Raw genomic sequence first — 23,550 nt, 5'->3', positions numbered from 1 at the left:
CAACGCGTTTAGAACACTGAAAAGATCATAGCGCAACAAAAAAGATCAAGGATCTTTTGCGCTAGAACTTGACAGTAAGGTGCATCACCTATAAAATTCCGCGACCCTCAACGTAGGGTCGCGGTTTTTCACGTTTATGAGCGTGTGAAAGTTACAGAAAAAAACTGTGATATAAGCACAAATTTAACTAACCAGGAGCCCATTAATGGCAACTATTAACCAACTAGTACGTAAACCACGTGTTAGACAAGTAACAAAAAGTAACGTACCTGCGTTACAAGCTTGTCCACAACGTCGTGGCGTATGTACTCGTGTGTATACAACTACACCAAAGAAACCAAACTCAGCACTACGTAAAGTAGCTCGTGTACGTTTAACTAACGGCTACGAAGTAACTTCTTACATTGGTGGTGAAGGTCACAACTTACAAGAGCACAGCGTTATCTTAATCCGCGGTGGTCGTGTTAAAGATTTACCAGGTGTGCGTTACCACACCGTTCGTGGTGCACTAGACTGTTCTGGTGTTAACGACAGAAGACAAGGCCGTTCTAAGTACGGTGCTAAGCGCCCTAAATCTTAACGGAACTCCGTCAAGTAAGGCCAAACAACTTTAAATTAACTATTGTTTTGGGAAATTCCTGAAATACTATCGGAGTATTGAAAAATGCCAAGAAGACGTGTCGTAGGACAGCGTAAAATTTTACCTGATCCGAAGTTCCATAGTGAACTTTTAGCGAAATTCATCAACATCCTTATGGTTGATGGTAAAAAATCTACAGCAGAAAAAATTGTTTACGGTGCATTAGACATTTTAGCTGACAAGCAAAAAGATAAAGAACATTTAGAGCTTTTCGAAGTTGCTCTAGATAACATCCGTCCACAGGTTGAGGTTAAATCTCGCCGTGTAGGTGGTTCTACTTATCAAGTGCCAGTTGAAGTTCGTCCAGTTCGTCGTAATGCTCTAGCCATGCGTTGGTTAGTTGAAGCTGCTCGTAAACGTGGTGAAAAATCAATGGCTCAGCGCCTAGCAAACGAAATGCTAGATGCGTCTGACAACAAAGGTTCAGCTGTTAAGAAACGTGAAGACGTTCACCGTATGGCTGAAGCGAACAAAGCGTTCGCACATTACCGCTGGTAATAACATCTGGATAGCTACATTAGTAGCTATCCTTTTCTGCAATCTAAGGCAACTAAAAGCACTAACAACCTTAGAAAGAGGACATTATTTTGGCTCGAACAACCCCAATAGAGCGTTATCGTAATATCGGTATTTGCGCCCACGTAGATGCTGGTAAAACCACGACTACGGAAAGGGTACTTTTCTACACCGGCTTATCTCACAAAATTGGTGAGGTCCACGATGGCGCTGCAACCATGGACTGGATGGAGCAGGAGCAAGAACGTGGCATCACGATCACATCTGCTGCGACAACCTGTTTTTGGCGAGGTATGCAAGGTCAGTTTGATGAGCACCGTATCAATATTATTGACACCCCAGGACACGTTGATTTTACCATTGAGGTAGAGCGTTCATTGCGTGTACTTGATGGTGCTGTTCTTGTTCTTTGTGCTTCTTCAGGTGTACAACCTCAAACCGAAACCGTTTGGCGACAAATGGAAAAGTATGCTGTCCCACGTATGGTTTTCGTCAATAAGATGGACCGTGCTGGTGCCAACTTCTTAAACGTTGTTGAGCAAATGAAAGACAGACTTGGGGCCAATCCAGTTCCAATCCAAATTGCAATTGGTGCCGAAGAAGAATTTAAAGGTGTTGTCGATCTTCTAAAAATGAAAGCAATCAACTGGAATGAAGAAGACCAGGGGATGACTTTCTCTTACGAAGAAATCCCAGCCGATATGCAAGATCTTGCCCACGAATGGCGTGAGCATATGGTTGAAGCTGCGGCTGAAGCAAGTGATGAGTTAATGGATAAGTACCTTAACGAAGGCGACTTATCAGAAGACGAAATCAAAACGGGATTAAGACAGCGCACCTTAAACAATGAAATCATTCTTTGTACTTGTGGCTCTGCGTTTAAAAACAAAGGGGTACAAGCGGTTCTTGATGGCGTTATTGAATACATGCCTTCGCCAACAGAAGTTGAAGCGATTCGCGGTATTAATGATGACAAAGATGAATCCGAAGGTGTTCGTGAAGCCGATGATAAAGCGCCTTTCGCATCATTAGCATTTAAGATTGCAACCGACCCATTTGTTGGCACGTTAACGTTTGTTCGTGTTTATTCAGGTGTGGTTAATTCAGGTGATTCCGTATACAACCCGGTTAAGTCGAAAAAAGAACGCATTGGCCGTATTGTACAAATGCACGCTAATGACCGTCAGGAAATCAAAGAAGTTCGCGCTGGTGACATCGCAGCATTCATTGGTTTAAAAGACGTAACCACTGGTGATACATTATGTGATCCAAACAAGGTTATAACCCTTGAGCGTATGGAATTCCCAGAACCTGTAATCTCTGTTGCCGTAGAGCCAAAAACCAAAGCAGACCAAGAAAAAATGGGTATTGCTTTAGGTAAATTGGCGGCAGAAGATCCATCTTTCCGCGTTGAAACCGATGACGAAACAGGCCAGACAATCATTTCTGGTATGGGTGAGCTTCACCTAGACATTATCGTTGATCGAATGAAACGCGAATTTAAAGTTGACTGTAACGTTGGTAAGCCACAAGTATCTTATCGCGAAACTATCCGCAAAGCGGTAGAAGTAGAAGGCAAGTTTGTGCGTCAGTCTGGCGGTCGCGGTCAATTTGGTCACGTTTGGTTAAAAATGGAACCTCTTGCCGAAGGCGAAGGTTTTCAATTTGAAAGCGAAATCGTTGGCGGTGCCGTTCCTCGTGAATATTGGGGCGCCGTTGAAAAAGGTTGTGCTGAGCAAATGGATAACGGCGTGTTAGCCGGCTTCCCTATGCTTGATATCAAAGTGACGTTATTTGATGGTTCATTCCATGATGTTGATTCCAATGAAATGGCATTTAAAGTCGCTGCTTCATTGGGCTTTAAAGAGGGGGCTTTAAAAGCTAACCCTGTTTTATTAGAGCCGATGATGAAGGTCGAAGTAACAACTCCTGAAGAAAACATGGGAGATGTTGTGGGTGATTTAAATCGTCGTCGTGGAATGATTGAAGGAATGGATGAAGGACCGGCGGGAATGAAGTTAGTGAATGCCATTGTGCCACTGGCTGAAATGTTTGGTTACGCTACCGATTTACGTAGTGCTACCCAAGGTCGTGCCTCCTATTCGATGGAGTTTCAACAATACAGTGAAGCTCCAAAAAATGTTGCAGAAGCAATTACTCAATCTCGATTGGGTTACTAATATTTTTGTTTGCACAGTGAAGTGCTGTGCAATTTTACACTTTAAGGTATTTTTAAAATGGCTAAAGAAAAATTTGAACGTTCGAAACCGCACGTTAACGTTGGTACTATCGGTCACGTTGACCACGGTAAAACAACTCTAACAGCTGCTATCTCTGCAGTACTTACAAAAACTCACGGTGGTGAATTACGTGACTTCGCTCAAATCGATAACGCTCCAGAAGAGCGTGAGCGTGGTATCACAATCAACACGTCTCACATTGAGTACGATACAGCAGACCGTCACTACGCGCACGTAGACTGTCCAGGTCACGCCGATTACGTTAAAAACATGATCACAGGTGCAGCTCAAATGGACGGCGCTATCTTAGTAGTAGCGGCAACAGACGGCCCAATGCCACAAACACGTGAGCACATCCTTCTTTCTCGTCAGGTTGGTGTACCTTACATCATCGTATTCCTAAACAAATGTGACATGGTAGACGACGAAGAGTTACTAGAGCTAGTAGAGATGGAAGTACGTGAACTTCTTTCAGAATACGACTTCCCAGGTGATGACTTACCAATCATTCAAGGTTCAGCACTAGGTGCATTGAACGGTGAAGCGAAGTGGGAAGAGAAGATTCTTGAGCTAGCAAACGAGCTAGACACATACATCCCAGAGCCAGAGCGTGCAATCGATGGTGATTTCATTCTTCCAATCGAAGACGTATTCTCAATCCAAGGTCGTGGTACAGTAGTAACAGGTCGTGTTGAGCGTGGTATCGTACGTGTAGGTGATGACGTAGAAATCGTTGGTATCAAAGATACAACAACGACAACATGTACTGGTGTAGAGATGTTCCGTAAGCTTCTAGACGAAGGTCGTGCGGGTGAGAACTGTGGTGTTCTTCTTCGTGGTACTAAGCGTGATGAAGTACAACGTGGTCAAGTATTGTGTAAGCCTGGTTCAATCAAGCCACACACTAAGTTTGAGTCAGAAGTATACGTACTGACTAAAGATGAAGGTGGTCGTCACACGCCATTCTTCAAAGGTTACCGTCCACAATTCTACTTCCGTACAACGGACATCACTGGTGCAGTTGAGTTACCAGAAGGCGTAGAAATGGTAATGCCAGGCGACAACTTAAAGTTTGTTGTAGAGCTAATCAACCCAATCGCGATGGACGAAGGTTTACGTTTCGCTATCCGTGAAGGTGGCCGTACTGTAGGTGCTGGTGTTGTATCTAAAATCATCGAATAATTTCGACTGATTTAGTTTTACACTAAACCTAAAAAAAGAGCGCTTCGGCGCTCTTTTTTGTTTTTAAGGCAAGGGTACAGGCTGATAACCGTGTGTGTTAATACCAATCGCACTACGTTTTTGCTCAGTCAGCCAGAATATGCAAATAAGAGGTGCTGTTGTTCGTTCTAACGGGCTAAACGCAATTGTTAGTATCCTTTGTGGGTTATTTCTATAAGTAGCCCTAAAAGTGTTTTGGACACCTAATTTGATACATTTATAAATGCACTGTTACCCTATTTATAATAGACTGCTGTTATAGCAAGATATTTAACAGTGACTTTAACGGATATCAATCTATATAAATAAGAGCGCTTGGGCGCTCTTATTTATTAAATGAGTTTACAAACCGAGTAGATTGTTTTTTAAACTGTCTTGAGCCGGATCTTTACCAAGCCAAATGGCATATAGGGCTTGCTTAAAGTCTAAACCTTCAATCGTGCTTACCAATTTTCCATTAATGTTAATTTGTGTACCAATCTCTGGACTGTAGGCCAAGGTATAGACATTGCCTTTAACAGCTTCATTACCAAATACTTGCAAGAATGTGTTTATCTTGTTTTCTAGGGACGTTAAATCGTTATTCAAAGCTGATGTAAAGCCTTGATGTATCGCTTCTGCCATCGACTTACCATCTACATCACGAAGCATTTTAAGTTCTATCACCATTGTCTCATTGGCGTCGATAATATAGTTTGCTTGATGATTGACCTTTGTTAAATACAAAGCTGCACTGTAGACATCAAATACCCATTTTTCACGGATCCCAACACCATTTAAAATCAGAGTTTGCTCGGCAACGGTAATCGAGTCATTTACTTCACTACCTGCTACGTCTTTGGCAGATACATTAAGAGAGATAAGGGTAAAAAGAGCGATTAAAAAATATTTCATAAGGGGTCGTTTTAATTAAATTTGCCATATTATATCAACGCCGTGCTACAGAGGGCAGAAAAAACATTGTTTTGATGGTAGTACCAGTTTGCTGTCTTTAAATAAGTGACTATATTTAAAGGAAAAACCAAGGAATGTTATATGTACTTAGCTCAATTTAATGTCGCACATGCTATCGATGATTTAGATTCAGAGACCTTAAAAGAGTTTGTTGACAGCCTCGACTATGTCAATGGAATCGCGGAAACGAGTCCAGGTTTTATTGCCCGTAATCTTGAGCCGGTGACAGACATCACAGGTTTTGATTTATTAGACGATAAACGCACCATCTATACTTTGACTTTGTGGCAAGATATCGCGAGTCTAAAAAACTTTCTCTTTAATAGCCCACATCTATCTTTTTACAAGCAAAAAAAGCGTTGGTTTATGCCCACAAATGAAGCTAATTATGTATTGTGGTGGCGTCAGGATAAGAACTTACCGACCTTAGAAGAAGCGGTGGTTAAGTTGATGGAGCTGCGAGAGCAAGGCTCAAATGATGATGTATTTACCTTAAGGTAAGATATAAAAAAAGGTCGCAGATGCGACCTTTTTAAACTGTTCAGAAGTTTAATTACTTCTTAGCGTTACGCTCTTTAACTTCAGCTACAACTTGCTCTGCAATGTTTTGTGGAGCTGCTGAGTAGTGGCTGAATTCCATTGAGAATTGACCACGACCTGAAGTGATTGTACGTAAGTGACCGATGTAACCAAACATTTCAGAAAGAGGTACGTCAGCCTTGATGCGAACACCTGTAGTGCCAGCTTCTTGGTCTTTGATCATACCACGACGACGGTTTAAGTCACCGATAACATCACCAACGTTGTCTTCTGGAGTGAACACGTCAACCTTCATCACTGGCTCTAGTAATTGAGCACCAGCTTTAGGCATTGATTGACGGAATGCACCGCGAGCTGCGATTTCGAATGCAACTGCTGATGAGTCAACTGCGTGGTAACCACCGTCAAATAGTTCAACTTCAACGTCTAGTACAGGGAAACCTGCAACTGGACCTTCTTCCATCATTGATGCGAAACCTTTTTCGATCGCTGGGAAGAATTCTTTAGGTACGTTACCACCAACAACGGTAGAAGTGAATTTGAAACCAGTGTTTGGCTCACCTGGCTTGATGCGGTAATCGATTTTACCGAACTGACCAGAACCACCTGATTGCTTCTTATGGGTGTAAGAATCTTCAATTGGCATTGTGATTGTTTCACGGTAAGCAACTTGTGGTTTACCAACTTCTAGTTCAACACCGTAAGTACGCTTAAGGATGTCTACTTTGATGTCTAAGTGAAGCTCACCCATACCTTTAAGGATGGTTTCACCTGAATCTTCGTCAGTTTCAACTTGGAAAGTTGGATCTTCTGCAACCATTTTACCGATAGCAATACCCATTTTCTCTGCACCACCTTTTTCTTTTGGAGATACAGCGATAGAGATTACCGGCTCTGGGAATACCATTGCTTCAAGAGTACAAGGGTTCTTAACTTCACATAAAGTGTGACCAGTTTGAACGTTTTTCATACCAACGATAGCAAGAATGTCACCTGCCTGTGCTTCGGTAAGTTCAGTACGGTCATCTGCTTGCATCTCAACCATACGGCCAACACGCTCAGTTTTTCCGGTGAATGAGTTAAGAATGGTATCACCTTTCTTAAGACGACCAGAGTATACACGTACGAAAGTTAGGGCACCGAAACGGTCATCCATAATTTTGAATGCAAGCGCACGGAACGGCTCTTCTGCGTCAACGATAGCGAATTCACCCGTTGGGTTACCTTCTTCGTCAGTTAACGGCTGAGGTGGAACTTCTGTTGGTGAAGGTAGGTAATCAACAACAGCATCAAGAAGAAGCTGCATACCTTTGTTTTTGAACGCAGAACCACAGTATGTTGGGAAGAACAACAATTCGTTAGTACCTTTACGGATACACGCTTTGATTTGCTCGTCAGTTGGGTCTAGTTCACCTTCTAGGTAATCCATTAGCATGTCTTCGTCTGCTTCTAGAGCAGTTTCGATTAACATTTCACGGTATTCTGCTGCTTGCTCTACCATGTCTGCTGGAATGTCAGTGATTTCGTAGTTTTCTGGTTGACCTGAGTCATCCCATACGTAGGCTTTTTGAGATAATACGTCTACTACACCTACGAAGTTATCTTCTTCACCGATTGGTAAAGTCATAACAAGAGGGTTAGCACCTAGTACTTTCTTAACTTGATCTTTAACGCGGAAGAAGTTAGCACCTAAACGGTCTAGCTTGTTAACGAAGATCAAACGAGCAACTTTTGACTCGTTCGCGTAACGCCAGTTGGTTTCTGATTGTGGTTCAACACCACCAGAACCACAGAATACACCGATACCACCGTCTAGAACTTTTAATGAACGGTAAACTTCAACAGTGAAGTCAACGTGGCCCGGGGTGTCGATAACGTTAAAACGGTGTTTTTTCCATTCACAAGTTACAGCAGCAGACTGGATAGTAATACCACGTTCTGCTTCTTGTTCCATGAAGTCAGTTGTTGACTCACCATCATGAACCTCACCAAGCTTGTGGATCTTACCTGTAAGTTTAAGGATACGTTCAGTTGTTGTGGTTTTACCCGCATCAACGTGAGCGAAAATACCAATGTTTCTGTATTTTGATAAATCTGCCATTGCAATACTCTACTTAATAATAATAAAAAGTTACGTTAAAAAAATTTTTCGCGGATTATACATCAGATAAAGAATACAAACACCATAATTCGTTAAAAAATAACCAATCAGTAAAAAAAATCGATAAATAGAGTCGTATTTTTATCTTTAAATATGTCTTTTTTAATTTTTTTATGAAAATTACTCGAAGAAAAGCATAAAGTTTAGACAATATCTATAGAGTTTGCTAAATTGTGCCCCGTAAATTTGACTCGTTGTCACATCCGGTTGTTTTTAGATAAAAACATAACCATTTTGGGGTAACGATTCGCGCAAATACAAAATACATATATGTAAGCAAATGTCGGGCACCACCCGTCGAAATAACACTTTTAATAGGTATTTAAAAATGGCTAAAGAAAAATTTGAACGTTCGAAACCGCACGTTAACGTTGGTACTATCGGTCACGTTGACCACGGTAAAACAACTCTAACAGCTGCTATCTCTGCAGTACTTACTAAAACTCACGGTGGTGAACTGCGCGATTTTGCTCAAATCGATAACGCTCCAGAAGAGCGTGAGCGTGGTATCACAATCAACACGTCTCACATTGAGTACGACACAGCAGACCGTCACTACGCGCACGTAGACTGTCCAGGTCACGCCGATTACGTTAAAAACATGATCACAGGTGCAGCTCAAATGGACGGCGCTATCTTAGTAGTAGCGGCAACAGACGGCCCAATGCCACAAACACGTGAGCACATCCTTCTTTCTCGTCAGGTTGGTGTACCTTACATCATCGTATTCCTAAACAAATGTGACATGGTAGACGACGAAGAGTTACTAGAGCTAGTAGAGATGGAAGTACGTGAACTTCTTTCAGAATACGACTTCCCAGGTGATGACTTACCAATCATTCAAGGTTCAGCACTAGGTGCATTGAACGGTGAAGCGAAGTGGGAAGAGAAGATTCTTGAGCTAGCAAACGAGCTAGACACATACATCCCAGAGCCAGAGCGTGCAATCGATGGTGATTTCATTCTTCCAATCGAAGACGTATTCTCAATCCAAGGTCGTGGTACAGTAGTAACAGGTCGTGTTGAGCGTGGTATCGTACGTGTAGGTGATGACGTAGAAATCGTTGGTATCAAAGATACAACAACGACAACATGTACTGGTGTAGAGATGTTCCGTAAGCTTCTAGACGAAGGTCGTGCGGGTGAGAACTGTGGTGTTCTTCTTCGTGGTACTAAGCGTGATGAAGTACAACGTGGTCAAGTATTGTGTAAGCCTGGTTCAATCAAGCCACACACTAAGTTTGAGTCAGAAGTATACGTACTAACGAAAGATGAAGGTGGTCGTCACACGCCATTCTTCAAAGGTTACCGTCCACAATTCTACTTCCGTACAACGGACATCACTGGTGCAGTTGAGTTACCAGAAGGCGTAGAAATGGTAATGCCAGGCGACAACTTAAAGTTTGTTGTAGAGCTAATCAACCCAATTGCGATGGACGAAGGTTTACGTTTCGCTATCCGTGAAGGTGGCCGTACCGTAGGTGCTGGTGTTGTTTCAAAAATTATTGAATAATAATTTTTAAACACCGAACCTGAAAAGAGCAGCCATTGGCTGCTCTTTTTGTATGTACGGCCAGCTTCAGGGTCAGATATGTATTAGGGTGATGACAAATTCTTTTTAAAAGTGTCCGAATGGACAGTTTTTAGAATTTGCCCAATGCCTCTGGTATTGGGATGAACCATTCGTGGTTTACTTGAGCCGTACCGTAGGTGCTGGTGTTGTATCTAAAATCATCGAATAACAATTAATTGCTCCTCGACAATTGCTCCTGCATTGTTCTACCTACGCTCATCCCTGAGCTAGTGCATTAATTGCATTTCCACCATCCATGGTGGTCATCGATAGATTTGGTATAAACCAAACCTAAATAAAAGAGCGCTTCGGCGCTCTTTCTTGCTTTCTGAGATAAAAAAATGTAGTGCTAAAAATTACAGATTTAAGCTGAAAAACTCATTCGGTTAGAACTCTATACTTGCTTTAAATGTTTGATTTATAGTCTATGCTTATCAGATTGTTAATAATATCAACGATGGGAAAAAGCTATGGACTATGAAAAAATTAGTGCAGATTTAATCGATATGGCGGTCTTATACGGACCTAAGCTAATTGGCGCCATTTTGGTGTGGATTATCGGTTCTTGGATTATTAAAGGCTTACAGATGGCTTTTACCAAAATGCTGGAAAAGGCTGGGGTTGATAATTCACTTCGCCCATTCATTCAAGGCATTATTGGCGCGTTATTAAAAATCTTACTGATTATCACCGTATTGAGCATGATTGGTATTGAGATGACATCGTTTATCGCAATATTGGGTGCTGCCGGCTTAGCCGTTGGTATGGCGTTATCTGGCACGCTGCAAAACTTTGCGGGTGGGGTTATGATCTTGCTGTTTAAACCATTTAAAGTTGGAGACGTGATTGATGCTCAAGGTTATACCGGTAAGGTCAGTGAAATCCAAATTTTTAATACCATTTTAAAAACACCCGATAATAAAACCATTATTATTCCCAATGGCGGTTTAGCCACAAGTTCTATGACTAACTTTTCAACAGAACCTAAAAGACGAGTCGATTGGACTTTTGGTATCGCTTATGGTGATGATACCGAAAAAGCTAAGCAGGTTATGAAAGCTTTATGTGATGCCGATGATCGAATTTTAAAAGATCCAGAGGTTTTTATTGCAGTATCTGCCTTGGCTGACAGTTCTGTAAACTTTGTCGTTCGCGCCTGGGTCAATGCCGAAAATTATTGGGGGGTATATTTCGATATGAATGAAAATATTTACAATACCTTCAATAAAGAAGGTCTTAATATCCCATTCCCGCAAATGGATGTTCATATGCACAAAAGCGATTAGGTTATCACGAAACTAATCAAATAATTAATTGGAACCTTTGCTTTGTCGCAGGTTCCAATTAATCACTACTACTAACCTTTATTAAAATCTTTTCATGCTAAGAATTTTTTCTATTATCACCCTGATGCTCTTAACGGGTTGTGCCAGTCACGATAAGCTAGCGCTTTTGGACAAGAGCAAGTCTGGTCAAATAAACTCACAGTTACCGTTAGCTGACAATAGGGCAAGTCCTGACTCTAAAGGCCTCATTTCAGGTAATAACGATAGTGCTAAGCCCAAGTCTAAGCATCATCAACAAAACCTTAAATACAACGAATTACTGAGCAAAGTAAAGGTGTTACCCACCTTAGAAGACATTGTTAAGCTTAAAAATTTGTATATTCAAACAGATTATTATCAACCCTTTCTAGGTGATGAGCATGATTTAAGCGTAAACCTATTTCAACAAATCAATAATAAACAATGGCGTAAGTGTTTGGTCAGTGCCAAGCAAATTTTAGCTGAAAACTTTATTAGTATTAATGGTCATTATGGCGCTATGGCGTGTTATTTTGAAACAGAACAACATCACCATAGTAAACAACATCGCACGATTTTAAGCATGTTATTAGAAGCTATGTGGTCATCGGGGAATGGGCGTTCACCAGAACAAGCGATTTATAGCACCAGCAATGTAGAGCTTTATTCATTCTTATCTTTAACGGGGTTAGAAGTGGTAAAGCAAAGCTTAATTGAAATCGGAGAGAAATCTTACGATAAAATTGGGGTGAAAGACCCTGATACCGACGAAGAATTTGATTTATACTTTGATGTTACCACCCAATGGCAATTGGGTTTGAAAGATATACAGTAGAAAAATGGCTATATCACGTTGAACGGGAAGTACAATGATAGTAAGTTTAAACATCCGAGCATTGCTTACCATGCTCTTTTTATTCATTTTCTTAGCCCCCCTAATGGGTTGTGCTAAATCAGCTAACACTATGGATACCAGCGCTGGAAAAACCATGGCCACGAAGCATGAATCATTGCCAATGAAACACCCTACAGAAGTCCCCGAGTCTTTAAGCCGTAAACCAAAAGAGCAATTTCAATGGTATACAGGGACGATAAAATTCATCAATTTAGAGGGTGGTTTTTACGGTCTTATGAGTAACACTGGCGAGAAGTTTTTATTGTTAAATTTAGCCAAAGAGTTTCAACAAGATGGCGCCAAAGTAAAAATACTAGGCAGGGTGGATAATTCGATAATGACCATTTATCAGTGGGGGGTGCCATTTAGGGTTAAACACGTTGAAGTGCTGGTGCCGGGAGTGAAGGTAACACCAAGTGAGATTTGATGATCTTATGAGTTAGTATTTAAAATAGTCATGATTTAATAAATATACAAAAAGCAGACATAGTCTGCTTTTTGTATGCTTGCGAGTAACGCTTAGGCGAATTGAGCTCTAAAGTTATTCCATTGCTCGATGTGCATATTGAGCTCTTGTTTTAACTGTTTATATTGCTTAGCTAAAGCGGTTTTTTCAACATCTTCACTTAATTGGTTGCCTTTCTTAGCTAATAGTTTTTTCTTAGTTTCATAATACACCGTCATTTTATCAATTAGCGCATCATATTCTTGTTGCAGAGTCACTAATAGTTCTTGTGAATTGTGTTTATTCTCAAGCTGTTTAGATGCATTTAGCCACTGCATTCGCGCTTTTGACTTGGCGATTTTGTCTTCAGGGGTTTTACGAAGCTTGGTTGTCCAGTTAAAGTAACTGCAAAACTTAATCAGCCATTTGGTTGGGTCAAAATGCCACCAACGAATGCCATTGCGGTAATCGTTTTCAAATATATGATGAAAGTTGTGGTAGCCTTCGCCAAAGGTGAATAAAGCTAAAAAGCCATTATCTCGTGCCGAGTTTTTGTCCGTATAAGTTTGCTTACCCCAGATATGAGCCAAAGAGTTGATAAAAAATGTGGTGTGATGACTTAACACTAAACGCAATACACCAGCAAGTAAGATGGCAGAGATAACATCACCATGGAGCAAACCTAAGGCAATAGGAATACCAAAGTTGGTTGCTAAACTTAGGGCAATGTAATGCTTGTGTTGCCACATCACAATTTTATCTTTTTGTAAGTCTCGCACATTGTCATAATTGTCGTAGGTGTGTGGTTGATAGTCTCTTAGCATCCAGCCAATGTGACTGTACCAAAAACCTCGCTTAGCAGAGTATGGGTCAATATCGTTTTTATCGACGTGTTTGTGATGCACGCGATGATCTGAGCACCAATGCAATATACTATTTTGTAAGGCAAAGGCACCACCAATGGCGCAAATAAAACGAAATACGGCATTCGCCTGAAATGCTTTGTGTGACCATAAGCGGTGATACCCAGCTGTTATTGACATTCCACAATAACAAAAACAAATAATTGCGGTGATGATTTCAAAGGCATCAAAACCATGGGTAATTGCTCGATAAGGGACAGCGATGATGGCGAATAAAAACGTAATCGAAAATATCAACACGTTTAACCAAATGATGGGAGCTTTTTTCATTTATTTCTCATTATAATAATTAGAACTAAACTTGAGTGAACAAGTGTACGCTATTTTAACTTGAGTTTACTCTGGGTCAATGAAAAAGTTATACTATTTTGGATTACAGACATTTATGTAGGGTCTTATGACAGGTATCCGAGCAAAACAAAAAGAGCGCACCAGACGGCAAATAATCGATGCCGCCTTAAATCAACTGAGTGCTGAACAGAGTTTTTCAAATTTAAGTTTACGCGAAGTTGCCAAAGAAGCCGGTTTGGCCGCGACATCGTTTTATCGACACTTTAATGACATGAATGAGCTTGGCCTAACCTTGGTTGATGAAGCAGGCCTAACGTTACGTCAATTGATGCGCCAAGCCAGACAAAGAATTGAAAAAGGTGGTTCTGTGATCAAAATTTCTGTGATCACCTTTATGGAATTTATTGAAGCTAACGGTAATGTATTTCGGTTGTTGTTACGAGAGCGTTCTGGTACGTCAGCAGAGTTTCGGGCCGCGGTAAATCGTGAAATTCGTTATTTTACTATGGAGCTTTGTGATTACTTACAAAAGGCAACCAAATTAGATCCAGAGACCTGTTATTTACAAGCCAATGCGCTAGTGATTCTTGTGTTTAGTGCGGGGGCTGAAGCACTTGATGCCAATAAACAAGAGCGAGAAGAAATTACCGAACGGACAATAAAACAACTTCGTTATGTTGTCCGTGGTACGTATGCGGTGGCAGAAATCGACGCTAAACGCAAAGAATAAATGCCCAAACGTTATTGCCGTTTGGGCATTGTCCCGTAAATATTGGTTATTTTCGGGTTAGCACCATGCCACATTCGATGTGGTCGGTGTAAGGGAATTGGTCGAACAAAGCAAACTGATCAATTTTATGGGTTTTGGTTAACGTTTCTAAGTTATGCGCTAGGGTGTGTGGATTACACGATATATATAGGATCTTGTTAAAACGAGAGACCAACTCTTCAGATGCCGGATCTAGCCCTGAACGAGGAGGATCGACCAATACGGTGTCATAACTGTATTGGCTTAAGTCAAAGCCCTCTAAGCGTCGAAATTGGCGTTCACCATTCATTGCTTGGCTAAACTCTTCACTGGACATACGGATAATATCTAAATTGTTAACAGCGTTTGCCGCAATGTTAAACTGCGCCGAGTTAACCGAGCTTTTAGAAATTTCGGTTGCCAGTACTTTGTTAAAGTTTGGCGCTAAAGCTATCGAGAAATTACCATTACCACAATATAGTTCGACTAAGTCGGTGTTAGCATTGGCTGTTGCATCAACGGCCCAAGTGAGCATCTTTTCATTAACGCCACCGTTTGGTTGAGTAAAGCTGTTTTCTACTTGCTGATAAGTAAGCTGCTTGCCTTTAACGTGTAATACTTCGGTGACGTAATCTTGGCCTAGTACCACTTTCTGTTTGCGAGCGCGACCGATAAGGCTCGTATTGGCAAGCTCATTGAGCTTAGCTTTTAATTGTTCTGCTTGTTGTTGCCATTCATCGTCTAATTGCTTGTGGTACAACAAACTAACCAATAACTCACCTGACAAGGTTGATAAAAAATCTACTTGGAAAAGCTTACGACGTAGAACTTCTTTGTCTTTGATGTACGTAATTAAAGATTGCATTGCCTCATTAATCAGTTTGCTCGCAACGGGAAATTGATCAACGCGGTATTTTTCGCGAGTCTCTTGGTTAAACATGATGTAATACACATCGTCACCGTCGTGCCAAACTCTAAACTCTGCTCGTAATCTATAATGCAAAGGTTCAGACGTAAATACTTCAACCTCTGGCGGTGAAAACGGCGCAAATAATTCGGTCATTGCTAGCGTTTTGGTTTCAAGTTGGGAAGCGTAATTGTCAGGGTGGATGTGACTTAACATGTAAATTTCTCTTAATTAATGAGGTGGCGAATTCTAGCCTGTGAAACCGTAATCCTCAAGTCATAGCGTATATTTTAACGTAAGCTGCAGATATTGCCGACACCAACTGGGCTTTTTCATACAAGTGTTTAAATAGTGCTTGTATTTTACGGTTATAGCACGTAAGTTTTTTGTTACAGATAAGACTTTAAATATTTAGGCCTAAAAGGTGTATCATGACAACAACAAATCCTTACCCTAATTTATTATCCGAACTTGACTTAGGCTTTACCAAACTCCGAAACCGCGTATTAATGGGGTCAATGCATACCGGCCTTGAAGAAGAGCGTAATGGTTTTGACAAGCTCGCCGCATTCTACCAAGAGAGGGCAAAAGGGGGCGTTGGGCTAATTGTTACTGGTGGTATCAGTCCAAATTTTCGCGGTCGCGTTGCGCCTTTTGGTGGAGAGCTGAGTAAATGTTGGCATGTTAGAAAGCATCGCAAAGTCACCGAAGCAGTACATCAATATCCCACTAAAATATGCCTGCAGCTATTGCACACTGGTCGCTATGCCTATCATCCTTTTTCAGTATCAGCAAGCCCAATCAAAGCTCCTATCAACCCATTTAAACCAAAAGCGTTATCAGAAAAACAAATATGGGGCACCATCAAAGATTTTGCTAAATCGTCAAAACTCGCCCAAAAAGCAGGTTATGACGGTGTTGAAGTGATGGGCTCAGAAGGTTATTTAATCAACCAATTTAGTTGTAAACGCACCAATAAAAGAACCGATGATTGGGGCGGGTCTATCGAAAATCGAATGCGCCTTGGGGTTGAAGTCGTCAAAGCGATTCGCAAGAAAGTGGGGGAGAAATTTATTATTATCTTTCGTTTATCCCTGCTTGATTTAGTCGAAGGTGGTAACACTTGGGAAGAAGTCGTTACCATGGCCAAAGCCATTGAAAAAGCAGGCGCGAGTATTATTAATAGTGGTATCGGGTGGCATGAAGCCCGTGTCCCCACCATCGCCACCAGTGTGCCAAGAGCCGCCTTTACCTGGGCAACTGAGCGGTTAATGGGCGAGGTGAGTATTCCGCTTGTCTCGACTAATCGGATCAATACCCCAGAGGTGGCAGAACAGATAATTGCATCTGGCCAATCGGATATGATTTCCATGGCCAGACCATTTCTAGCCGATGCTGATTTTGTCAATAAAGCGGCTCAAGATAAAGCCGAAACCATTAACACTTGCATAGGTTGCAACCAAGCGTGTTTAGATCATGTCTTTAAACAACAGCGAGCCAGTTGTTTGGTTAACCCAAGAGCGTGTTATGAAACCGAGCTAACTTTTGCCAAAACAGCCAAAGAAAAAAACATTGCGGTGGTTGGCGCCGGGCCTGCAGGTTTAGCTTTTAGCTGTTACGCGGCTGAGCGAGGTCATAAAGTAACGTTATTTGACGGCGCCAGTGAAATTGGTGGTCAGTTTAACTATGCTAAGCAAATTCCTGGTAAAGAAGAGTTTTACGAAACTTTACGCTACTTTCAAAATCGTTTGCAGGCGCTTGGCGTTGAGGTAAAGCTTAACAGTCAGCAAAGTGTTGAATCGCTTAATGTCGCAGCGTTTGACGAGATAGTGGTGGCAACTGGGATCACCCCAAGAACGCCAAGCATCGAAGGCATTGAACACTCGAAAGTGTTAAGTTATTTGCAAGTGCTCAAAGATCATGTCCCGGTAGGGCAAAAGGTGGCGATTATTGGCGCTGGCGGTATTGGCTTTGATGTCGCGGAATATCTGGCTGAAGAAGAGTCGTTGACCACGATACCCGAAAAATGGTTAAAAGAGTGGGGTATTGATAAAGAATATCAACATCCGGGCGCCTTAACGAAATCCGCGCATGGCAGAGCCAATCGCACCATTTACTTATTGCAGCGTAAAGAAAGTAAAGTGGGGAAAGGTTTGGGTAAAACCACTGGTTGGATCCACCGGAGCACGTTAAAACACAAAGGCGTTAAAATGTACCCTGGGGTTGAGTATCAGAAAATTGATGATGCGGGTCTTCATTGTGTGATCAACGGCGAAAACCAAGTGCTTGATGTCGACCATGTCATCATTTGTGCAGGTCAAACACCTAATCGCAGTTTGTATGATCAACTTAAAGAGGCGAACGCGAACACTCATTTAATTGGTGGTGCCGATGTTGCCGCCGAACTGGATGCCAAACGTGCGATCAGACAAGGTGCCGAGCTTGCGGCAAGGATATAACCGTTAACGGCTGTTCTGAGCAGTTGCCGCAACCTCCTTTAGTAAAAGTGTGCTCTAAAACAAGGGTTCTTGTTTACTTTGAATCTTAAGGAGATCCCGTTCTTCAACGGGATGACGATGCTTTTTTCTAACTTTTGTTCTTGGCACAAAAGCGACATTAGGGCCACCTCGAACCGAAGTAGATCCCGTTCTTCAACGGGATGACGTTTCTCTTTCTATGGAGGTGTAACGGCACTCTTTGTCTGATATTTTGGCTTTACTAATAATTTGGTTTGAGCACACTTTGCCTTACAGCCTTACAGCCTTACAGCCTTACAGCCTTACAGCCTTACAGCCTTACAGCCTTACAGCCTTACAGCCTTACAGCCTTACAGCCTTACAGCCTTACAGTATTAGCGATAGCTTAAAGTAGCGGCTTTAAAAACCTCGCGGTATGAGACGCTTTATGCTCAGCAACCTCTTCTGGTGTACCAGCCACTAAAATTTCACCGCCACCAGAGCCGCCTTCAGGGCCAAGGTCTACAATCCAATCGGCGGTTTTTATCACATCTAAATTATGTTCAATGATAACAATGGTATTACCATGATCGCGCAGGCGATGAAGTACCGTCATTAATTGGCGTATATCGTGAAAGTGTAATCCCGTGGTGGGCTCATCTAAAATATACAAGGTTTGGCCGGTATCACGCTTAGATAACTCTTTTGACAGTTTCACCCTCTGCGCTTCACCACCAGATAGGGTGGTAGCAGACTGGCCTAGCTTAATATAAGACAAGCCCACATCCATTAAAGTTTGTAATTTACGCTTAACCGCTGGAATGGCATGAAAAAAGTCAAAGGCGTTTTCGATGGTCATATCCAACACTTCGTGAATGTTTTTTCCCTTGTAGCGAATTTCTAGGGTTTCACGGTTATAGCGTTGGCCTTTACAAACATCACATGGTACATACACATCGGGTAAGAAGTGCATTTCAACTTTGATAACGCCATCACCCTGACAGGCTTCACAACGCCCACCTTTTACGTTAAAACTAAAGCGACCTGGTTTATAACCACGTGAGCGAGATTCTTGAGTAGCGGCAAAAATATCACGAATCGAGGTAAATATACCGGTATAGGTGGCCGGGTTTGAACGTGGGGTTCGCCCAATAGGACTTTGGTCTATGTCGATAACTTTATCTAAATGTTCAAGCCCACTAATACTCTTATACGGCGCAGGTTCATCTAAGGTGGCGCGGTTTAATTCAATATGCGCCAACTTATATAAAGTATCATTAATTAGGGTCGATTTACCCGAGCCTGAAACACCGGTAACACAGGTCATTAAACCAACTGGAATGGTTAAATCGACATTCTTCAGGTTATTACCTGTAGCGCCGGTTAAGTTTACCACTTTGTCTAATGTTATCGGTGTACGTTTTTTAGGAACCGCAATGAACTCTTCGCCAGATAAATACTTACCAGTGATTGAATGAGGATTGGCTAGAATATCTGGTAAGCTCCCTTGGGCAATAACTTGACCGCCATGTACACCCGCCCCTGGGCCAATATCGATAATGTGGTCGGCTTCTTTAATCGCGTCTTCATCGTGTTCTACCACAATGACCGTATTACCCAAATCACGAAGATGAATAAGGGTTTTTAATAAGCGTTCGTTATCGCGTTGATGCAAACCAATGGACGGTTCATCTAATACGTACATGACCCCCACTAAGCCGGCACCAATTTGAGAAGCAAGTCGAATACGCTGCGCTTCGCCACCTGATAAGGTATCGGCGCTTCGAGACAGGCTCAGGTAATTGAGACCAACATTAACTAAGAAGCCTAAACGGTCATTAATTTCTTTTAATATTTTCTCGGCAATTTGCTGGCGTTGACCTACAAGCGCTAATTGACTAAAAAACTGAGCAGAGTCGGCAATAGAGTATTCAGTAATATGATGCAAAGGCTTATCATCAATAAAGACATTGCGCGCTTCTTGGCGCAAACGACTGCCCTCACAGCTTGGACACGCTTGTGAGTTTAAGTATTTAGACAGCTCTTCACGCACCGCATTCGATTCGGTTTCGCGATAGCGCCTGTCCATATTCACCAAAATCCCTTCAAACGGGTGCTTGCGAACAACGATGTCACCTCTATCGTTCATATATTTGAACTGAATGTCTTCATCACCGCTACCATTTAAGATCAGCTGTTGCTGTTCATCGGTAAGTTGTTGAAACGGTTTATTTAAGTCAAAACCGTAGTGATCTGCCAATGACGTTAACATTTGAAAGTAATAAAAATTGCGTTTATCCCAGCCTCTAATCGCACCACCTGCCAGGCTTAGTTCTGGGTTACTGATCACCCGATGTGGGTCAAAGAACTGTTTAATACCTAAGCCATCACAACTTTGACAAGCCCCTGCAGGGTTATTAAAAGAGAATAATCGAGGCTCTGGCTTTTGCATACTGTAGCCACATTGCGGACAGGCAAAGTTTGCGGAAAAAAGAAGTTCAGGCTTATCAGGCGCATCCATAAAGGCAATGGCGGCGATACCATCGGTAAGAGATAGTGCCGTTTCAAATGATTCGGCTAAACGAGTTTGAATATCATCACGTACTTTGAGTCTGTCAACTACCACTTCAATGGTATGCTTTTTATGTAAGTCCAAGGTCGGTGGATCGGACAAGTCACATACTTCACCATCTATTCGGGCACGAATGTAACCTTGCGCGGCAAGGTTATCTAATAACTTAATGTGCTCGCCCTTCCGATTTTGCACCACAGGGGCCAATAACATCACTTTAGTGCCTTCGTCGAGCTCTAAAACTTTATCAACCATCTGACTTATGGTTTGCGCGGCCAAAGGTTGTTTATGGGTAGGGCAGCGAGGCTCACCAACACGGGCGTATAGTAAACGCAGGTAATCGTAGATTTCGGTAATGGTACCGACGGTTGAGCGCGGATTGTGCGAAGTTGATTTTTGCTCTATTGAAATAGCCGGTGAGAGACCCTCTATGTGATCTACATCGGGCTTTTCCATTAAGGATAAAAATTGACGAGCGTAAGAAGATAAAGACTCAACATATCGACGCTGGCCTTCGGCATATAGGGTATCAAAGGCTAAGGATGATTTGCCCGACCCCGATAACCCAGTAATGACAATCAACTTGTCTCTAGGGATATCTAAGTCAATGTTTTTTAGATTATGGGTACGAGCACCGCGAACTTCGATTGTTTTCATCTTACTTCCTTCCGCTTGAGCTGAAACTCTGCATTAATAAGACTAGAGCAGAGAAAATCGAGAATCGTTTATTATGACATAATTTTTACCCAATAGATAAGTAGCATAAACACCAGGAACTTAGGTTAAATGGTGCAGACTAAAATCGGATTGGCTTTAATCGAGTCTAAGAGCTGCAAATAACGCGAGTTTAAAAGTCATTGCAGGTTAAGGCAAAACCAGTGCAAAGCAGCGTTTTAACCTTGACTTAACAAATAATAACAAAACACTGTTAGAACCCACATCCTATTGTCGTTTATACTTAGGTCTGGTCTTTACACTAACCAAGAGCAGCAGAGCGAATATTTATTGGCTTTGTTTAAAAAATAAACTTGAGTTGTATTTTCATTTGTGTATAATACGCCAGCCTTAGCCGAGATGGTTAAGGCAATATATTAGGTTTTCACCTTGGTTTTTATTATTTAATAAATGCCAAATAACAAGAAAACACTAATCAACAGCAACTCCGATTGGGAGTTGAATGTATATAAGCGGTATGCTCCCCTACATCAAGAAGGTAGGTGATGAGTCATACTTTGTTCGTTCTTTTTTTATTGGGGATTTGATTCCATGTCAAATCAAAGAATTCGCATTCGTTTGAAAGCGTTCGATCATCGTCTGATTGATCAATCAACAGCTGAAATCGTAGATACTGCAAAGCGCACTGGTGCTCAGGTTCGTGGTCCTATTCCACTTCCGACTCGTAAAGAGCGTTTTACTGTATTGATTTCTCCACACGTAAACAAAGACGCACGTGATCAGTACGAAATTCGTACTCACAAGCGTTTGATTGATATTGTTGAACCAACTGAGAAAACTGTAGACGCACTAATGCGTTTAGATTTAGCAGCTGGTGTAGACGTTCAAATCAGCTTGGGTTAATAAGGGGATTTAACTATGACTATTGGTTTAGTCGGACGTAAAGTTGGTATGACTCGTATCTTCACTGAAGATGGCGTATCAATTCCAGTTACAGTCTTAGAAGTTGAAGCTAACCGCGTTACTCAAGTTAAAACTCTTGAAAACGATGGTTATCGCGGTTTACAAGTAACAACTGGCACTCGTAAAGCTAGTCGTGTTACTAAGCCTTTAGCTGGTCACTATGCTAAAGCGGGCGTTGAAGCAGGTCGTGGTCTGTGGGAATTCCGTTTAAAAGATGGTGAAGGTGAAGGTATTGAAGCTGGCAGTGAAATCACTGTTGAGTTATTCAATGAAACCAAATTAGTAGACGTTACCGGTACTTCTAAAGGTAAAGGTTTCCAAGGTGGTATCAAGCGCTGGAACTTCAGCATGCAAGACGCTACTCACGGTAACTCTATCTCACACCGTTCAAACGGTTCAATCGGCCAGTGTCAAACACCAGGTCGTGTATTTAAAGGCAAAAAAATGTCTGGTCACATGGGTGCTGAGAAAGTTACTACTCAAAACCTTGAAATCGTTCGCGTTGATGCGGACCGTAACTTGCTTCTTATCAAAGGTGCAGTTCCGGGCGCAGTTAACGGCAACGTTATCGTTAAACCAGCTGTTAAAGCCTAACGTCCAGGAGATTAGTGATGGAATTAGCATTAAAAGACGCATCTGGTGCTCTTGAAGTGTCTGAAGCTACCTTCGGACGTGAGTTTAACGAAGCTCTAGTACACCAAGTAGTTGTTGCTTACGCAGCAGGTGCTCGTCAAGGTACTGTAAAGCAAAAAACTCGTTCAGAAGTTAGCGGCGGTGGCAAAAAGCCATGGCGTCAAAAAGGTACTGGCCGTGCACGTGCTGGTACAACTCGTGGTCCAATCTGGCGTTCAGGTGGCGTAACATTCGCTGCTCGTCCACAAGATCACAGCCAAAAAGTTAACCGTAAAATGTATCGTGGTGCGATCCAAAGCATCCTTTCAGAATTAGTACGTCAAGATCGTCTAATCGTGGTTGAAAACTTTGCGGTAGAAACACCAAAAACTAAAGAATTGGTATCTAAGCTAAAAGAATTAGAACTTAAAGACGTTCTAATCGTAACGAAAGAAGTTGATGAGAACTTATTCTTATCTGCTCGCAACTTATACAAAGTTGACGTTCGTGACGTAGCTGGTATCGATCCTGTTAGCCTAGTTGGTTTCGAGAAAGTATTGGTAACTGCTGATGCAGTTAAGCAAATTGAGGAGATGTTAGCATGATCAACGAAGAACGTTTGTTGAAGGTGATTTTAGCACCTAACATTTCTGAAAAAGCAACTATGTCTGCTGAGTTAAACAACACTGTTGTTTTCAAAGTAGCTAAAGATGCTAGCAAGCTTGAAATCAAAGCAGCTGTTGAAAAACTTTTCGAAGTTGAAGTGACAGGTGTTCGTACTCTAAATGTTAAGGGTAAAACAAAGCGTACTGGTGCTCGTTTCGGTCGTCGTAGCGATTGGAAAAAGGCCTACGTTACTCTTAAAGAAGGTAGCGACATCGACTTCGTCGGCGGCGCAGAGTAATAGGAGAGGT

20 protein-coding genes are annotated in these 23,550 nt (G+C 41.9%); 15 read left to right on the top strand and 5 right to left on the bottom strand.

Annotated features, from left to right (window positions below):
* The first annotated feature begins 205 nt into the window (after positions 1-205).
* The 4 genes from rpsL to tuf (ACAY00_RS13035) all read left to right on the top strand — a co-directional run bounded on the left by rpsL (position 206) and on the right by tuf (ACAY00_RS13035) (position 4,578).
* Complete coding sequence (gene rpsL, locus ACAY00_RS13050) at positions 206-580, top strand: 30S ribosomal protein S12 (protein ID WP_371374531.1); 375 nt, start codon at positions 206-208, stop codon at positions 578-580.
* An 84-nt stretch (positions 581-664) separates the two neighbouring features.
* Entirely contained in the window at positions 665-1,138 is a 474-nt protein-coding gene (gene rpsG / locus ACAY00_RS13045; protein WP_371374528.1) for a 30S ribosomal protein S7, read from the top strand.
* A gap of 89 nt (positions 1,139-1,227) precedes the next feature.
* The gene (gene fusA / locus ACAY00_RS13040) at positions 1,228-3,336 is read left to right on the top strand and encodes an elongation factor G (protein WP_371374525.1); all 2,109 of its coding nucleotides are present in this window, start codon (positions 1,228-1,230) and stop codon (positions 3,334-3,336) included.
* Between the two features lie 57 nt (positions 3,337-3,393).
* A complete protein-coding gene (tuf, locus tag ACAY00_RS13035) occupies positions 3,394-4,578 on the top strand; it encodes an elongation factor Tu (RefSeq protein WP_371374513.1) in 1,185 nt (394 codons plus the stop codon).
* A gap of 381 nt (positions 4,579-4,959) precedes the next feature.
* On the opposite strand, the gene ACAY00_RS13030 is transcribed toward tuf (ACAY00_RS13035), so the two are convergent.
* Positions 4,960-5,511, bottom strand: a complete 552-nt coding sequence (locus ACAY00_RS13030; protein WP_371374522.1) for a chalcone isomerase family protein — start codon at positions 5,509-5,511, stop codon at positions 4,960-4,962.
* 141 nt (positions 5,512-5,652) lie between these two features.
* Between ACAY00_RS13030 and ACAY00_RS13025 the strand changes: the two genes are divergently transcribed.
* On the top strand, positions 5,653-6,072 hold the full coding sequence (locus ACAY00_RS13025) for a DUF3291 domain-containing protein (protein ID WP_371374519.1): 420 nt from the start codon (positions 5,653-5,655) through the stop codon (positions 6,070-6,072).
* A gap of 52 nt (positions 6,073-6,124) precedes the next feature.
* Here the strand turns inward: ACAY00_RS13025 and fusA (ACAY00_RS13020) are convergent, their stop codons facing one another.
* On the bottom strand, positions 6,125-8,212 hold the full coding sequence (fusA, locus tag ACAY00_RS13020) for an elongation factor G (RefSeq protein WP_371374516.1): 2,088 nt from the start codon (positions 8,210-8,212) through the stop codon (positions 6,125-6,127).
* Positions 8,213-8,600: 388 nt separating this feature from the next.
* Here fusA (ACAY00_RS13020) and tuf (ACAY00_RS13015) point away from each other — a divergent pair, with 388 nt between their 5' ends.
* From tuf (ACAY00_RS13015) to ACAY00_RS13000, 4 genes are all read left to right on the top strand, one after another.
* A complete protein-coding gene (gene tuf, locus ACAY00_RS13015; RefSeq protein ID WP_371374513.1) occupies positions 8,601-9,785 on the top strand; it encodes an elongation factor Tu in 1,185 nt (394 codons plus the stop codon).
* A gap of 530 nt (positions 9,786-10,315) precedes the next feature.
* Positions 10,316-11,131 carry a mechanosensitive ion channel family protein gene (locus ACAY00_RS13010; protein ID WP_371374510.1) on the top strand — a complete coding sequence of 272 codons (816 nt, stop codon included), beginning with the start codon at positions 10,316-10,318 and terminating at the stop codon, positions 11,129-11,131.
* 94 nt (positions 11,132-11,225) lie between these two features.
* Positions 11,226-11,984: a DUF4919 domain-containing protein gene (locus ACAY00_RS13005; RefSeq protein WP_371374507.1), complete on the top strand. Its 759-nt coding sequence runs from the start codon at positions 11,226-11,228 to the stop codon at positions 11,982-11,984.
* Between the two features lie 34 nt (positions 11,985-12,018).
* Positions 12,019-12,471: a hypothetical protein gene (locus ACAY00_RS13000; protein ID WP_371374504.1), complete on the top strand. Its 453-nt coding sequence runs from the start codon at positions 12,019-12,021 to the stop codon at positions 12,469-12,471.
* 92 nt (positions 12,472-12,563) lie between these two features.
* Here the strand turns inward: ACAY00_RS13000 and ACAY00_RS12995 are convergent, their stop codons facing one another.
* Positions 12,564-13,682 (bottom strand): acyl-CoA desaturase, encoded by a 1,119-nt coding sequence (locus ACAY00_RS12995; RefSeq protein ID WP_371374501.1) that lies wholly within the window; start codon positions 13,680-13,682, stop codon positions 12,564-12,566.
* Between the two features lie 127 nt (positions 13,683-13,809).
* Between ACAY00_RS12995 and fabR the strand changes: the two genes are divergently transcribed.
* On the top strand, positions 13,810-14,433 hold the full coding sequence (fabR, locus tag ACAY00_RS12990; RefSeq protein ID WP_371374498.1) for an HTH-type transcriptional repressor FabR: 624 nt from the start codon (positions 13,810-13,812) through the stop codon (positions 14,431-14,433).
* 46 nt (positions 14,434-14,479) lie between these two features.
* Here the strand turns inward: fabR and trmA are convergent, their stop codons facing one another.
* On the bottom strand, positions 14,480-15,574 hold the full coding sequence (gene trmA, locus ACAY00_RS12985; protein WP_371374495.1) for a tRNA (uridine(54)-C5)-methyltransferase TrmA: 1,095 nt from the start codon (positions 15,572-15,574) through the stop codon (positions 14,480-14,482).
* A gap of 215 nt (positions 15,575-15,789) precedes the next feature.
* Here trmA and ACAY00_RS12980 point away from each other — a divergent pair, with 215 nt between their 5' ends.
* A complete protein-coding gene (locus ACAY00_RS12980; RefSeq protein ID WP_371374492.1) occupies positions 15,790-17,817 on the top strand; it encodes an FAD-dependent oxidoreductase in 2,028 nt (675 codons plus the stop codon).
* A 403-nt stretch (positions 17,818-18,220) separates the two neighbouring features.
* On the opposite strand, the gene uvrA is transcribed toward ACAY00_RS12980, so the two are convergent.
* Positions 18,221-21,043, bottom strand: a complete 2,823-nt coding sequence (gene uvrA / locus ACAY00_RS12975) for an excinuclease ABC subunit UvrA (protein WP_371374489.1) — start codon at positions 21,041-21,043, stop codon at positions 18,221-18,223.
* A gap of 609 nt (positions 21,044-21,652) precedes the next feature.
* On the opposite strand from uvrA, the gene rpsJ reads away from it, so the two are divergent.
* The 4 genes from rpsJ to rplW are packed head-to-tail and all read left to right on the top strand — an operon-like array spanning position 21,653 to position 23,540.
* Positions 21,653-21,964 carry a 30S ribosomal protein S10 gene (gene rpsJ / locus ACAY00_RS12970; RefSeq protein WP_115998799.1) on the top strand — a complete coding sequence of 104 codons (312 nt, stop codon included), beginning with the start codon at positions 21,653-21,655 and terminating at the stop codon, positions 21,962-21,964.
* Positions 21,965-21,979: 15 nt separating this feature from the next.
* Positions 21,980-22,618: a 50S ribosomal protein L3 gene (gene rplC, locus ACAY00_RS12965; protein ID WP_371374485.1), complete on the top strand. Its 639-nt coding sequence runs from the start codon at positions 21,980-21,982 to the stop codon at positions 22,616-22,618.
* Between the two features lie 17 nt (positions 22,619-22,635).
* Positions 22,636-23,241: a 50S ribosomal protein L4 gene (gene rplD / locus ACAY00_RS12960; protein WP_371374482.1), complete on the top strand. Its 606-nt coding sequence runs from the start codon at positions 22,636-22,638 to the stop codon at positions 23,239-23,241.
* Positions 23,238-23,540 carry a 50S ribosomal protein L23 gene (gene rplW, locus ACAY00_RS12955; protein WP_371374479.1) on the top strand — a complete coding sequence of 101 codons (303 nt, stop codon included), beginning with the start codon at positions 23,238-23,240 and terminating at the stop codon, positions 23,538-23,540. The genes rplD and rplW overlap by 4 nt, the downstream gene beginning before the upstream one ends.
* Positions 23,541-23,550: the final 10 nt, after the last annotated feature.

It is taken from the genome of Thalassotalea sp. 273M-4 (assembly GCF_041410465.1).
GTDB lineage: Bacteria > Pseudomonadota > Gammaproteobacteria > Enterobacterales > Alteromonadaceae > Thalassotalea_A > Thalassotalea_A aquiviva.
The sequence above is the reverse complement of the archived record's forward strand: the minus strand, read 5'-3'. Positions and strand labels throughout refer to the sequence as shown.

What these genes read in the sequence shown, in the direction of transcription:
- rpsJ (WP_115998799.1), top strand. Translation starts at nt 21,653, where the DNA reads ATGTCAAATCAAAGAATTCGCATTCGTTTGAAAGCGTTCGATCATCGT.
- fabR (WP_371374498.1), top strand. Translation starts at nt 13,810, where the DNA reads ATGACAGGTATCCGAGCAAAACAAAAAGAGCGCACCAGACGGCAAATA.
- tuf (WP_371374513.1), top strand. Translation starts at nt 3,394, where the DNA reads ATGGCTAAAGAAAAATTTGAACGTTCGAAACCGCACGTTAACGTTGGT.
- ACAY00_RS13025 (WP_371374519.1), top strand. Translation starts at nt 5,653, where the DNA reads ATGTACTTAGCTCAATTTAATGTCGCACATGCTATCGATGATTTAGAT.
- ACAY00_RS13010 (WP_371374510.1), top strand. Translation starts at nt 10,316, where the DNA reads ATGGACTATGAAAAAATTAGTGCAGATTTAATCGATATGGCGGTCTTA.
- rpsG (WP_371374528.1), top strand. Translation starts at nt 665, where the DNA reads ATGCCAAGAAGACGTGTCGTAGGACAGCGTAAAATTTTACCTGATCCG.
- rpsL (WP_371374531.1), top strand. Translation starts at nt 206, where the DNA reads ATGGCAACTATTAACCAACTAGTACGTAAACCACGTGTTAGACAAGTA.
- rplC (WP_371374485.1), top strand. Translation starts at nt 21,980, where the DNA reads ATGACTATTGGTTTAGTCGGACGTAAAGTTGGTATGACTCGTATCTTC.
- ACAY00_RS13000 (WP_371374504.1), top strand. Translation starts at nt 12,019, where the DNA reads ATGATAGTAAGTTTAAACATCCGAGCATTGCTTACCATGCTCTTTTTA.
- ACAY00_RS13030 (WP_371374522.1), bottom strand. Translation starts at nt 5,511, where the DNA reads ATGAAATATTTTTTAATCGCTCTTTTTACCCTTATCTCTCTTAATGTA.
- ACAY00_RS12995 (WP_371374501.1), bottom strand. Translation starts at nt 13,682, where the DNA reads ATGAAAAAAGCTCCCATCATTTGGTTAAACGTGTTGATATTTTCGATT.
- ACAY00_RS12980 (WP_371374492.1), top strand. Translation starts at nt 15,790, where the DNA reads ATGACAACAACAAATCCTTACCCTAATTTATTATCCGAACTTGACTTA.
- tuf (WP_371374513.1), top strand. Translation starts at nt 8,601, where the DNA reads ATGGCTAAAGAAAAATTTGAACGTTCGAAACCGCACGTTAACGTTGGT.
- fusA (WP_371374516.1), bottom strand. Translation starts at nt 8,212, where the DNA reads ATGGCAGATTTATCAAAATACAGAAACATTGGTATTTTCGCTCACGTT.
- uvrA (WP_371374489.1), bottom strand. Translation starts at nt 21,043, where the DNA reads ATGAAAACAATCGAAGTTCGCGGTGCTCGTACCCATAATCTAAAAAAC.
- trmA (WP_371374495.1), bottom strand. Translation starts at nt 15,574, where the DNA reads ATGTTAAGTCACATCCACCCTGACAATTACGCTTCCCAACTTGAAACC.
- ACAY00_RS13005 (WP_371374507.1), top strand. Translation starts at nt 11,226, where the DNA reads ATGCTAAGAATTTTTTCTATTATCACCCTGATGCTCTTAACGGGTTGT.
- rplD (WP_371374482.1), top strand. Translation starts at nt 22,636, where the DNA reads ATGGAATTAGCATTAAAAGACGCATCTGGTGCTCTTGAAGTGTCTGAA.
- rplW (WP_371374479.1), top strand. Translation starts at nt 23,238, where the DNA reads ATGATCAACGAAGAACGTTTGTTGAAGGTGATTTTAGCACCTAACATT.